Raw genomic sequence first — 12,252 nt, forward strand, 5'->3', positions numbered from 1 at the left:
TAAGAAGGGTATCCTTGTGAACCCTATCGGAGGTAAAAATGAATAGAAACACTAAACGTAACAGAAGGCTAGTGATAGCTGCCATGCTTGGTGCCATCACAGTTGTTCTTAGTCTCACTCCCCTTGGACTAATTCCACTAGGAGTCATCAATGCAACTACTATGCACATACCAGTAATTATTGGTGCCATAGCAGAGGGACCTTTTGTAGGAGCTATGGTTGGACTTATCTTTGGAGTGTCATCACTCTTAAATGCAATTTTAAGAAACGCAAGTCCCGTTGCCTTTGTCTTTTACAATCCACTAATCTCTGTCTTGCCAAGAGTTTTAATTGGGATAACTTCCTACTACTCTTTCGCAGCCATGAAGAAGTTAGAGGACAAGAACTTGAGAAACTTAACTAAGGGACTTTGGGGACTAATTTCAATTTTCTTAGCTTACTTACTCTACAAGAATATAACAAGCGGTGGTTCAACACTAAATATTACTTTTGTAGTAATACTACTTGTCCTTTGCCTAGGCTTCTTAGTTTATTCTTTCAAGTCAAGCGAGAAGGACTTCCCTATTGCCATTGGTGCCTTTGTGGGATCAATGACTAACACAATCCTAGTCCTTGGTGGAATTTATGTAATCTATGCCAAGAGATATGTTGAGGCTCTTAACATACCACTAGAAAATGCAAAATCAGCAATCCTTGGTGTGTCAGTTACATCAGGAATACCTGAAGCTATCCTATCTGTTATTATTACTACAGCAGTTATAAAAGCTTTGAAATCAAGAAGGGGTTAATATGTTACTTGCAATTGATATAGATAATAGGACAACAGACTTTGGAGTCTTTGACCAAGAGGAGTTAGTTGATAAGTTTTCCATTACAACTGACAAGAACAGGTCTGTTGTAGAAATTAAATTAATGATTAAACTCATCTTAATGGATAAGAATATAAAACTTTCTGACATCCAAGAAATTATAATTTCAAATGTTGTGCCAGAGCTATCATCTTCCTATGAGATGATTGGAAGAGAACTCATTGGCAAGAAACCAATTTTTATTTCTGCTGGAGTTAAGACTGGTTTAAATATAAAGTGCGAGAGCCCAAGAGAAGTTGGATCAGACAGAATTATAAGGGCAGTTGCCGCCACAAGAAAATACAAAGGCAACATAATAATAGTTTCTGCATCATCAATTACAACAGTTGACTATATCAATGCAAAAAAAGAATTCCTGGGAGGACTAATCCTGCCAGGAATCAACTTGCTTCAAGATTCACTTGTAAGAGGTAGCGCCAAGCTCCCCCATGTAGAATTAAAAAGGCCTGATGACATAGTTGGAAAAAATACTGAAAAGGCAATTCAGGCTGGACTCTTCTTCGCCTACAAGAAGGCTGTCCTTGGAATAATTGATGAGATAGTAGAAGGCTATTCACTTAATAAAGAAGACACAAATATTTTAATCACCGGACCCTATGCCCATCTCTTAGACCTATCTAAGTACGACTTAATAAGAGATGACGACCTGGGCATCTATGGACTTAAAATTATTTACGACTTAAATACAAAAAAGGCTTCATGATTTGTTGTGAAGCCTTTTTTCGTTATCTATATTTTTCTAAATCTTTAATGTCTACTTGATGGAAGCTTACCTCATAGTCAGAAAGGTCTACTATCTTTTCCATGGTAGAACGAAACATATCTATGTCACCAGTTATATAAAAATCAATAATCCTCTTAGGAAGCTCTTGGTTTTCCTTTTCTATTTTTAAAATATTCATAGCATCGAGGACAGTCTTGTAAGCGGGATCCACCATCAAGACCTTCTTACCTTGCTTCTTCAAGATCCTTTTAAAAGAATCTTCAGCAAGAGGATAGTGGGTGCAGCCGAGAATCATTGTGTCAAAATCGTAGTCCTCAAAGTAGTCTAAGTATTTTTTTACAATTCCGTCCATGTGTTCTTCATCAAACTCTCCTCTTTCAATAGCAAGAGTTAAGTCAGGACAATAAACTGATTTCAATTCAATAGATGGGTCCATAGACTTTAAGACCTTGTCATAGAATTTACTTTCAACGCAGGACTTAGTAGCAACGAGGGCAAGCCTCTTAGTCTTAGTTCTCTCAAGGGCATTTTCACTGCCTGGTTCAACAACCCCAATTATTGGGTACTTGTATTTTTCACGAGATGCCTTTAGACCATGACTTGTTGCAGTGTTGCAAGCAATAATTGAAAGGTCAACATCAAGGTCCTTGAAGAAACCCATGACTTCCATTGTATAATTTTTTATTTCTTCGTTAGTCCTAGCACCATAGGGCATCCTAAGAGTGTCCCCAAAGAAAAGGAAGTTTTTATTTTTTATTTTATTTAAAGCGACTTTTAAAACAGAAAGTCCTCCGACTCCGCTATCATAAAAGCCAATTAAATTATTTCCCATTAAATCACCAACTCTTTAATAGAATACTATAAATTGTTAAAAACAAAAAGAAGAATATAAATTCATTGTAATTATTGTATTGATAAAAATTTCTTCTTTCATAATAGATATTGTATGTAAAATCAAAATATTATTGTAAAAAAAACCTGCCAACATAGTCAGCAGGATTAAATGGTGCACCTTTACGGACTCGAACCGTAGGCCCACTGATTAAGAGTCAGTTGCTCTACCAACTGAGCTAAAGGTGCATAAATATTAATTTGTTTGTACCATCAGTACAACAAAAATAATTATAATTAAAAAAAACACTCCTGTCAAGTGTTTTTTTTAATTATTTTCTAAACATTCTATAATCAGCTTGCTCCTCAAACATCTCGTAAATTATCTCTATTGTTCTCTCGCTAGCCTTCCTAGCTTCCTTAGGTTTTTTCTCTTCGATTAATTTATAAATTTTTTGCAAGTTATCATAGTGTCTCTTGTAATTTTTCTTGTCTCTGAATATAAAGTTACCAAACCTATAAAGTCTCTTGTTGACCATAGTCATTATTTCAATGAGAATTTCATTGTTAAGTGACTTTACAAGAGCCATATTCCATTCAATAATTAAATTTTGGGAAAGTTCTTCTTCGCCATTTTCAATTGCAATCCTAAGATCTTCGTTGACCTCCTCGAAGTATTGGGTCTTATCTGTTAAACCCTTCTCTGCCAAAAGTTCAACACAAAGAGGTTCTAAGGATTTTCTAACGATATAAAGATTCTTGGCTTCTTTGACAGAAATCTTTGAAACAATAAAAGACTTTCTTGGAAAGCTAGTAACAAGACCATCCTTCTCCAGCTTTTTAAGGGCTTCTCTCACTGGTGTCCTAGAAACATCGAGTTTAGAAGCGATTTCCATCTCAATAAGCTTGTCTCCTGGAAGTAATATGTTCTTCAAGATTTTTTCTTTTAAATCCCAATATACCATATTGCTAAGAGACTTTTTATTAGCTTTTACACCCAAAAATCTCACCTCCTAATTGGTAAAAATGTTTTCCCTTAGTCTAGGAAATTTTCTTTTTTTTCATTATACCATAAAGTTGTTAGTTTGCTATACGTTTATTTACAATATTTCATGCTTTTACAATTGCTTATAAGACCCCTTTTCGGGTAGAATAAGTGTAGGCAAAATTAAATACACTTTAATCGGAGGAATATAATGAACAAAAAAATTTTAATGGCAACACTTGGACTAGGACTTGCACTAACACTTACTGCCTGTGGTCCAAAGAATGAAAAGGCAGATGCTCCTAATGCAAAAAATAATGCAGCAGTTGAAGCAAGTGCAAATAAAAATGCAAGCAAGAACAAGGCTGATGCACAAACTAAGGAAGAGACTGCTATAAATAAGGGTGCTGTTGCAAACTTAGATAGGGGAATAGCCTTTGACGGCTTTAAAAAAATTCACCCTGACGCTAAGGTTGAATCCTTCCAACTTGAAGTTGAAGATGGTAAGGCCTACTACAAGGTTGAAGGTTATGATGCAAAAAATGAATACGAAATTACAGTAGACGCAGTGACAGGTGAAATTGTTAAAAACGAATCCAAGGCAGAAAAGACATCAGACAAGACAGCCGACATTCAACTTGCAATGCTTGAATCAATTGACAAGTTCATGGAAGAAGCTTTAAAGGACGCAGGTCAAGGCTATGAAGCTGGCGAATACGAAGTTGAACTTGATAACGGCAAGTATGTGGTTAATGTTGAAGTTGTAAAGGGAAAGAAAGATATAACTTATAAGTACGACTTGGAGTCAGGCAAGCTTATAGAAAAAGATAAGTAAGATAAAATTTAATTTTTAAAGAGGGCTAGTCCCTCTTTTTTTTATGAAGTTTTTAAACTAATTATTAGTAAGTGGACTTGTATAAGTTTTTAAAATTTATTTTTTAAGTTTAATGAGTTTGTCTTTTGAGAGTTAATTTATAATTCCTTTGTGAGTTAAAATTTTTTATTATTCCATAGATCAAAAAAGTAAGCATAAAAACTACCCTCTCTAGCGAAAGGGTAGTTAGGTCTTATTTTAAATTTTTATATCTCTGCAAGGCATCCTTGTAGGCAGTGATTATTGCCTTGGTAGAAGAAGCCTTGTATCTTCTTTGTATTTCACTTGTGATTGCTTCCTGGTCTTTTATGTTTTTGTCAGCAAAAATATCCTTTATAAACTTGCGAGTTAGTTCAAGGGTTGCATTGCTATCTGAATCAATAATTTTTCCATCTTCATCCACTTCAAAGGCCAAGTAAAATACTCCATAAATTTTTGTGATGGCATTGTCTGAACCTGTCCTAGCTTCTCCTGTGAGATATAAAGTATTCTTCATCTTATTCTCCAATTTCCTTATAGATTTTTAGAGAAATCTCGCCTATGATTTCTTTGGCAAGGACATTGGACTCTGCTTGATTTACTAAAACAACGAGGATGTAATTTTTATTTTTTGTAAAAAATATTCCACCGTCATTTTCCAAATTATCCAAGTCGCCACTTTTGTTTGCAATTTTTAAATCTTCAGGAAGGTATCTTTGAAGCCTATCTCTTTCCTGCTGTCTCAATAGAATATCAAGAGCAAGCTGAGAGTAGTCTTCATTAATAAAGTCCTTCTCATAAATCATTTTTAAAATTTTTAAAATCTCATCAGAAGAAGTAAAATTATCAAGGCCCTTTTCCTTTGCAAGAGAGTCCATCATCTTCCTCTGAAGAATTGTCTTCTCAAGTCCAAGTTCATGACCAATTTTATTTATTTCATCTCTTCCAAGAAGGTCTATTAAAATATTTGTGGCTGTGTTGTCACTTACAATTATCATAAGAGTCAAGAGCTCTCTTATAGAAAATTTGTGGTCCCTATAAAGTTCCTTTAATATCCCTGATCCCTCAACTCTTTCATAGTCATCAAGACTTATGGTGTCTTCAAGATTGAGTTTTCCCTTATCGCTTTCGTAGAAGGCCTTTAACAAAATCAAAAGCTTTATCATACTTGCTGAGGGGACTTGTTTATCTCCATCTATGGAAAATCCTTCTCCAAAGTCCAAGTCGTAAAAAGACACAGAAATATTTGCAGAACTTTCTTCAACTATATTTTCTATTTTATTTTGTAATAAGCTATAGTTTATCATACGAATACTTTCTTTTCTATAAGTTCTAGCTCAATAGCTTTAGGATTTGCCCCATTCCAATACCAAAGAAATTACCAACTGCTGCTCCTAATACTCCCATTAATACTCCTATACCTGCATAGGATGCGTCATAGGCACTGGCTACTATTGGAGCTGATGCTGATCCACCTATGTTTGCAAGGGATGCTGTCGATACCATACAAAGGTCCCAGTGGAAGATTTTTGATAATAGGTACATTAATACTACGTGAACTACTAGGATAAATACTCCATATACAACCCACATTGGCGCAGAGATTAAATCTACTACTGATGCAGTTGATGCTAGTAGGGACACTACTGCGTATAGGTATACGTTGGATAGTTCTTCTACTGCTGGAAGTTTGCCAATTTTTGTTAAGGCACAGATTAGTCCAAGCACTGTAACGAATAGGGTTGTTATTGTTCCCTTATCAAATACTGCTAAGCCTGCGTTTGTTAAAGTTTCTGATAGTTTTGCTCCGACAAATTGTGATAGTGCTGATACTATTAGTGATAAACCAATTAAGAAAATCCAATCTGATGAGTCTGCACTCCTTTTTTCCTTTGCAACTTCTGCTGCTGCCGCATCTGCTACTGCTTGAAGCTTTGATGTGTCAGCTTTTGTTGCCTTGTTCCACTTTGGTGCGTACCTAACTGCTAATAATAGTAATGCTATCCATAGAGAGTAACAAACTGTATCAAGTGCTAGGGCACATGAGTAGGCTCCTGCATCTACTGGTAGAGCTGCTTGCATCGCTGCCATATTTGCTGATCCTCCAACCCATGATGCGAATAGAGCTGCTACTGCTGCCCATGTATCAGCTCCTAGGGCATGTTTGAATAATGGATAACCAACTACAAATCCTATGAATAGTGTTAATGAACATCCTAGGAAGATTGCTACCATTCTTCCTCCTAGTTTTGCAAGTTTTTTAAAGTCACAACGTAATAACATTACAAAGATCATTGCGTATAGTAGGTTATTCTTTAGTGCTGAATATGTGTCTGAGCAAGCATCTGATGCGTATAAACCCATAGTACAGAAGACCATATTTAATACATATATGAATACTAGTGGTGGTACAAGGTTAAAAACTTTCCATTTTGTATATTTTTCTAGGGCAAGTAGTGCTCCTGCTATAAACATTAAGAATGCTATATAAGTAAATCCATTTGTGATAACCATAATTTACTCCTTTATTTTATTTTTAATTATTATTTTTTATAATTTCTATTTTATAAGTCTAGGTATTTTATTCCTCTAACTGATTTAATTCCTAGCCCATAGTCGTCTGTTACTGTTACTTCCTTTTCATTGAATACTGCTCCACCTTCTATTGGGTCTTCGGAACATAGGACTGGCCCATCTAGGTCTATTTTTGTGATGACTTGTTTTGCACAAGCTAGGTGGACTGCTGCGTTTACTGATATTTTTGCTTCAAGCATACAGCCAATCATACATTCAACTCCACAAAGCTCTGCCATGCTTGTAATCTTTAAAGCATTGTAAAGACCACCGCATTTCATTAATTTTATATTGATTAGGTCTGCTGCCTTCATATTTAAAATTGTCATAGCATCTTCTGCAGAGAATACACTTTCGTCTGCAAGGACTGGTACTACTGAGTGGTCTGTTACATATTTTAGACCTTCATAGTCATGAGCTTTTACAGGTTGTTCCACTAATTCTATATCCAGTAGTTTTTCTTGCATAGAGTCAAGTATCCTTACTGCTTCCTTTGGCCTCCAAGCTTGGTTGGCATCAATCCTAATCCTAACATCTGGTCCAACTGCCTTTCTTATAGCATCTAGTCTTGCTACGTCAAGGCTTGGATCAATTCCAACTTTTACTTTTAAGGTGTCATACTTTCTCTTTACAGCATCAATGGCATCTCTTGCCATTTCTTCTGGATCATTAACAGATATTGTTATGTCTGTAGTTATGTTCTTTCTTGATCCTCCCATTAATTTGTAGACAGGAATTTTATGAAGTTGTCCATAAAGGTCCCATAGGGCCATGTCACAAGCAGCCTTTGCACTTGTGTTTTTAACTATGCATGAGTTTAGCGCCATCATTAGGTTTTCAAAATCGTCCACATCTCTACCAACAATTGTTTTTATTATGTGGTCTTTGAAGGCTCCTATGATGGAGTATTGTGTCTCCCCTGTCACTGCTCCAGTTGGTGGTGCTTCACCATAACCAATATGACCTGTGTCGGTGTGGATTTCCACTATTATGTCTCCTACGCTGTCAACGGACCTCAAGGCTGTCTTGAAGGGCACCCTCAAGGGAACAGATAAAACTCCTAATTTTACATCTGTAATTTTCATTTTTTACCTCCTTCTCCTAACTTCAAATAACAAAACTAAAAAACAATATAAAAAAACCCAGCAAAATAAAACTTGTTTATTTACTGGGTCTCATAAAGCTTTTTGATCTACTGTAATAGCTCATGCAAAATGAAGCAGTTGATATATATTTGTGAAAATATTTTATTATTTTTCTTAAATTTTGTCAATATATTAAAGTGTTGAAGTTTAAAAAATTCAGTCAAAAACAAAATGGATGCAACCTACAAAATATAGGTTAGCATCCACTAATAATTAATTGAATATTGTGTCCAGTTTTATGGGTACACATCACTCTACCAGAGTTTTCTAACTAATTATGACTTATTCCTTCATAGATAATTGATCCATTTTCACATAGACATCCACCGCAACCGTCAACTCTCTTAGTGGATGCACTATAATAGACATCATCTTTAACCATTACACTATTTAACATTGAGCTCATCAAATTTTTAACCGAAACAGATTTTATTTCATGACCTTTTTCTACTAGCCTATTAATTGTGTCTCTTGAAATTCCATACTCAAGTTCTAGTCCTTGTTCCTCACTTAGGCAAGTTATGAAAGGAAAACTTACAAGTTGCTCTGGGTTCATATCGTACTCTATAGCATTTACTATACCCTGAACTATCCCTGTTATTATTCTAGGCCCACCAGCGGCACCTATAACCAAAAATGGATTTTCATTTTTAAAAACAATTACTGGTGACATACTAGATATTGGAGTCTTAAATGGTTCAACAGCATTAGCTTCACCATATTCTAGCCCTTGGCTTGTTTTTTCTCCAACACTTGCAGAAAAATCACTCATATTATTATTTAAAGTAAATCCATAATCTTTAACAATAATTCCACTCCCATACCAATCTCTTATTGTTTGAGTTTGTGAAACACAATTCCCACATTTGTCAATTATGGAGAAATGAGATGTATTTCCATTATGATCTTCTGTATAATTATCCGCTAAATTCTTTGTAAAATTCTGTGAATGTTCTTTTATTGATTTAGCCAACATCTTTGCATATTCAGGATCTATCAATTTTTTTACATCTGTCTTGAAGAAATCAGGATCTGCCATAAGAGTGGATCTATCAGAAAATCCAAGCTTCATAGCTTCTGCTATATGGTGGATGCTTTCACTTGAATTATGACCCATAGATTTTAAATCAAAATTGTCTAAAATATTTAGAATTTCAACTACAGTACTACCACTCGAAGGTAACCCAAACGATTTAACTTCGTATCCTTTATAATTAGTAGCTACAACATCTCTTATCTTTACATCATAATTGGATAAATCTTCTTTTATAAAACAGCCTTCTCTTGAATTTATTGCCTCAACAATTTTATCTGCAATGTCTCCCTTATAAAATTCTTCGAATCCTTTTTCAGAAAGTATTTTTAAAAGCGTTGCAATTTTTTTGTTATATTGAACTTCACCAAACTCATATCCCTTATCTGCATCTTTCAGAAATAAATCTCTAAAATCTTTAGATAGTTCTATTTTTCTCTTAACTGATTCATCTTTAATTGTTATTGATTCAGTGAAGCTAGTTTTAAAACCATATTCTGCGTAATCATAAGCTGGTTTTATAAGATCTTTAATATCTAGGCTAGCAAAATTTTTATATACGTATGCAATAGATTTTATTAAACCTGGAACAGTAACAGATTTTCCACTATTATCTTTCCACTCATTCCAAACTTCTCCATTTTTAATAAATAGATCTTTTGTTGCTTTTTCTGGAGCTATTCCTCTAGCGTCTATAGCAAATAATTCATCATGTCCTTTTGAATAAAGTAAACTAAATGCTCCTCCACCGATTCCTGAATGATGTGGTTCTACTACCGCTAAAACTAAACTAACAGCAATTGAAGCATCAAAAGCATTTCCACCTTTTTTTAATATTTCAAGACCTGTCTTCGTAGCGTAATAACTGTTTGAACTTACTGCCCCATTATCACCCTTTGCATAAGGTCTCTCCCAATAAGTAGGCCATAAATAACTCTTTCTATTCATTTATATATTCAATCTCCTCTTTATATGTCAATTTAGAAACAATGAAACCAACTAAATATGTTGTTAGGAAAACTGGATAAATAGCTTCGACCTTATCAGTAAGTCCAAGAAGCATCCATGAAATTCCTACAATAATTCCTAGTAACATACTCCAAAATGCAGCTTGCTTTGTTGCCTTGTGCCATGTTAAACCAACTATAATTGAAAAACTTACAGGTGCCGCTGCGACGTGTTGTAAAGTCAAAAATAAATTTGTTAGTGAATCACTAGGTATTAAAAAAGCTGGTATTAAAGTTAGATAAGCGAATATAAAAGTTACTATCTTAGATGTTTTTAAAATTTTATCATCACTAGCATTTGGATTTATATCTGTTTTATATATATTCGTTATGATTGTGCCCGTTGCAAGCATCATTGTTGCCATAGTTGCCGAAATAATTAATGTTGTAAATGCAAATATAATACCTGCAAATAACGGTGAACTAAATAAATCAATAGAATATGCAAAAGCAGTGGATCCATCGCCTAAGCTAGCTCCAGAAGCTTTCGCCATCATTCCACAAAGTGCTGTAAAGAAACATATTGGCGCTGCTATAAAGTATCCTATTACAGATCCCTTTTGAGCCGCCTCAGGATTCTTTGCTGCTAATAATGGTTGTAATACAGATTGCATAACAGCTGTTGATATACATCCTCCAAAAATCCATGCTATAATTCTTTGTATAGGCATATTTGTCATACTGCTGTATTCAGATGGTAACTCGGTTAATAAACCTCCATATCCTTCAAATCTTTTTAAGTTTGTAAATACAAATATTATTAATAATATGTAAATTCCAATACAAACTATTCTTCCAACAGTATCTGCTCCCCTCATACCCGAAAAACTAGTGTATAATACAGCTAGTGTTAATCCAATAATCATTGCAATCGTTAGATTTACATTTGGTATTACTATTGAAATGATACTTGATACTGTTTTTAATTGAATTGGAATATAGAAAAATCCGTATATTATCCATGCAATTGAATATAATTTAGCGGTCTTTTTGTCAAATCTAGTTTGTAGATAAGAAGGAACTGATTCTCCTGGCATCTTAGTTCGTATAGTCTTTGCAAAAAACGCGAGTGCTATAAAATAAAATGAACCAGCAATAGAATACCAAGCTCCTGATATTCCTAAGTTATAACCATTTTGAGCTGCACCAACAATAGCCATTCCACCAATTTGCCATGCAGCAAAAATACATCCTATAGAAATAGCTCCCATAGACTTGTCCCCACCTGTCCATTGATTTGCTGATTTTATGGATTTCCCAGAATAAATACCTAAACCAACAACAATAGAGAATGTTATTATCCACGTTAAAATAATCATATTAACCTCCTATAATAAGAAATATATTACGTAATATATTTCTTATTATAGGTTTCCCCTCTTTATTTGTCAACACTTTATCACAAAAAACTCCCTACCGCTATTTTGTGGTAGAGAGTCCATCCTTATTCATTAAATCATTAATTTTTTTTATTAAATAATATGCTTTTTTCCCATATTTCCTTTAGAGTCCTATTGTATGACTTTATTAAGTGTGCTTCCATATTTTTACTTGCATTCTTTGAATCTCTATTAAATATTGCTTCAGCTATTAAACGATGTTCTTCAAAAACTTTTTTTCCATCAATTAGATTGTTATATACATTTTTATTTTCAAATCTTAAATAGTTATCTAAAATTAAACAAGTTTGTTTATAGAAAATCTTATTTTGTGTCGCCTTAGCTATAGATTTATGAAAAGCATGGTCTATTACATACAAATAGTTACTATCTTTTGATACAAGAAAATTTTCAAGGTCATCAAGACAGCTTTTTATCTCATTCTTGCTAGTTTCGTCTAATACAGATGCAGCAAAATATGCATTATTTACTTCTAATAATAATCTTGTTTCAATAATATCTTTTGCTCTTCCATGGTTAACTGGTACTATTTGTACTCCTTTACCCCTTAGTATTTTTACAAATCCTTCATTTTGTAACTGTAGCAAGGCTTCCCTGACAGGCGTTTTACTAATTTTTATTTCATCACAAATATCATCTTGCGAGTATATGCCTTCTACTCTAAACTTATTAAACATAATTGCATTTTTTATTAATACGTAGGCTTTTTCTTTGAAAGTCATTTCATCAAATTTTTCTGAATCTACTAAATACTTATTAATAGTACCACCTCTTTTCAATAATTATTATATGTATCTTATAATTAAAGTGACCTAAAATATTTTAGGTCAC

General features: G+C 34.0%; 12 protein-coding genes and 1 tRNA gene. 3 read left to right on the top strand and 10 right to left on the bottom strand.

Translation table 11 applies throughout. The annotated features are described in order from the left end of the window. Positions 1-38 precede the first annotated feature (38 nt). The gene (locus tag HMPREF1864_RS06655) at positions 39-788 is read left to right on the top strand and encodes an ECF transporter S component (RefSeq protein ID WP_062572035.1); all 750 of its coding nucleotides are present in this window, start codon (positions 39-41) and stop codon (positions 786-788) included. Position 789: 1 nt separating this feature from the next. Further along, the gene (locus tag HMPREF1864_RS06660) at positions 790-1,572 is read left to right on the top strand and encodes a type III pantothenate kinase (protein WP_062572036.1); all 783 of its coding nucleotides are present in this window, start codon (positions 790-792) and stop codon (positions 1,570-1,572) included. Positions 1,573-1,594: 22 nt separating this feature from the next. Here HMPREF1864_RS06660 and murI read toward each other — a convergent pair whose 3' ends face one another. The 3 genes from murI to HMPREF1864_RS06675 form a co-directional block, all read right to left on the bottom strand. Further along, complete coding sequence (murI, locus tag HMPREF1864_RS06665) at positions 1,595-2,425, bottom strand: glutamate racemase (RefSeq protein ID WP_062572037.1); 831 nt, start codon at positions 2,423-2,425, stop codon at positions 1,595-1,597. 172 nt (positions 2,426-2,597) lie between these two features. Continuing rightward, positions 2,598-2,673, bottom strand: a tRNA-Lys gene (locus HMPREF1864_RS06670). Between the two features lie 83 nt (positions 2,674-2,756). Beyond that, complete coding sequence (locus HMPREF1864_RS06675) at positions 2,757-3,425, bottom strand: GntR family transcriptional regulator (RefSeq protein WP_062572038.1); 669 nt, start codon at positions 3,423-3,425, stop codon at positions 2,757-2,759. A gap of 195 nt (positions 3,426-3,620) precedes the next feature. On the opposite strand from HMPREF1864_RS06675, the gene HMPREF1864_RS06680 reads away from it, so the two are divergent. After that, positions 3,621-4,244, top strand: a complete 624-nt coding sequence (locus HMPREF1864_RS06680) for a PepSY domain-containing protein (RefSeq protein ID WP_062572039.1) — start codon at positions 3,621-3,623, stop codon at positions 4,242-4,244. 232 nt (positions 4,245-4,476) lie between these two features. On the opposite strand, the gene HMPREF1864_RS06685 is transcribed toward HMPREF1864_RS06680, so the two are convergent. The 7 genes from HMPREF1864_RS06685 to HMPREF1864_RS06715 form a co-directional block, all read right to left on the bottom strand. After that, positions 4,477-4,779, bottom strand: coding sequence for a DUF3870 domain-containing protein (locus HMPREF1864_RS06685; protein WP_062572040.1), 303 nt, complete (start codon positions 4,777-4,779; stop codon positions 4,477-4,479). Between the two features lies 1 nt (position 4,780). Next, positions 4,781-5,569 carry a serine hydrolase gene (locus tag HMPREF1864_RS06690; protein ID WP_062572041.1) on the bottom strand — a complete coding sequence of 263 codons (789 nt, stop codon included), beginning with the start codon at positions 5,567-5,569 and terminating at the stop codon, positions 4,781-4,783. 25 nt (positions 5,570-5,594) lie between these two features. Next, a complete protein-coding gene (locus HMPREF1864_RS06695) occupies positions 5,595-6,776 on the bottom strand; it encodes a DUF819 family protein (protein WP_062572042.1) in 1,182 nt (393 codons plus the stop codon). 50 nt (positions 6,777-6,826) lie between these two features. Next, positions 6,827-7,921, bottom strand: a complete 1,095-nt coding sequence (locus HMPREF1864_RS06700) for a dipeptide epimerase (RefSeq protein ID WP_062572043.1) — start codon at positions 7,919-7,921, stop codon at positions 6,827-6,829. A 331-nt stretch (positions 7,922-8,252) separates the two neighbouring features. After that, positions 8,253-9,962, bottom strand: a complete 1,710-nt coding sequence (ggt, locus tag HMPREF1864_RS06705; protein WP_062572044.1) for a gamma-glutamyltransferase — start codon at positions 9,960-9,962, stop codon at positions 8,253-8,255. After that, positions 9,955-11,340, bottom strand: a complete 1,386-nt coding sequence (locus HMPREF1864_RS06710; RefSeq protein WP_062572045.1) for a sodium:solute symporter family protein — start codon at positions 11,338-11,340, stop codon at positions 9,955-9,957. Before HMPREF1864_RS06710 ends, ggt begins: the two co-directional genes overlap by 8 nt. A 140-nt stretch (positions 11,341-11,480) precedes the next feature. Beyond that, positions 11,481-12,200 carry a GntR family transcriptional regulator gene (locus HMPREF1864_RS06715; protein WP_197415081.1) on the bottom strand — a complete coding sequence of 240 codons (720 nt, stop codon included), beginning with the start codon at positions 12,198-12,200 and terminating at the stop codon, positions 11,481-11,483. Positions 12,201-12,252 lie beyond the last annotated feature (52 nt).

It is taken from the genome of Peptoniphilus sp. DNF00840, from assembly GCF_001553125.1.
Taxonomy (GTDB): domain Bacteria; phylum Bacillota; class Clostridia; order Tissierellales; family Peptoniphilaceae; genus Peptoniphilus_A; species Peptoniphilus_A vaginalis.

Coding starts and splice junctions, on each gene's coding strand:
- ggt (WP_062572044.1), bottom strand. CDS start 9,962: ATGAATAGAAAGAGTTATTTATGGCCTACTTATTGGGAGAGACCTTAT.
- HMPREF1864_RS06695 (WP_062572042.1), bottom strand. CDS start 6,776: ATGGTTATCACAAATGGATTTACTTATATAGCATTCTTAATGTTTATA.
- HMPREF1864_RS06655 (WP_062572035.1), top strand. CDS start 39: ATGAATAGAAACACTAAACGTAACAGAAGGCTAGTGATAGCTGCCATG.
- HMPREF1864_RS06710 (WP_062572045.1), bottom strand. CDS start 11,340: ATGATTATTTTAACGTGGATAATAACATTCTCTATTGTTGTTGGTTTA.
- HMPREF1864_RS06660 (WP_062572036.1), top strand. CDS start 790: ATGTTACTTGCAATTGATATAGATAATAGGACAACAGACTTTGGAGTC.
- HMPREF1864_RS06685 (WP_062572040.1), bottom strand. CDS start 4,779: ATGAAGAATACTTTATATCTCACAGGAGAAGCTAGGACAGGTTCAGAC.
- HMPREF1864_RS06680 (WP_062572039.1), top strand. CDS start 3,621: ATGAACAAAAAAATTTTAATGGCAACACTTGGACTAGGACTTGCACTA.
- murI (WP_062572037.1), bottom strand. CDS start 2,425: ATGGGAAATAATTTAATTGGCTTTTATGATAGCGGAGTCGGAGGACTT.
- HMPREF1864_RS06700 (WP_062572043.1), bottom strand. CDS start 7,921: ATGAAAATTACAGATGTAAAATTAGGAGTTTTATCTGTTCCCTTGAGG.
- HMPREF1864_RS06690 (WP_062572041.1), bottom strand. CDS start 5,569: ATGATAAACTATAGCTTATTACAAAATAAAATAGAAAATATAGTTGAA.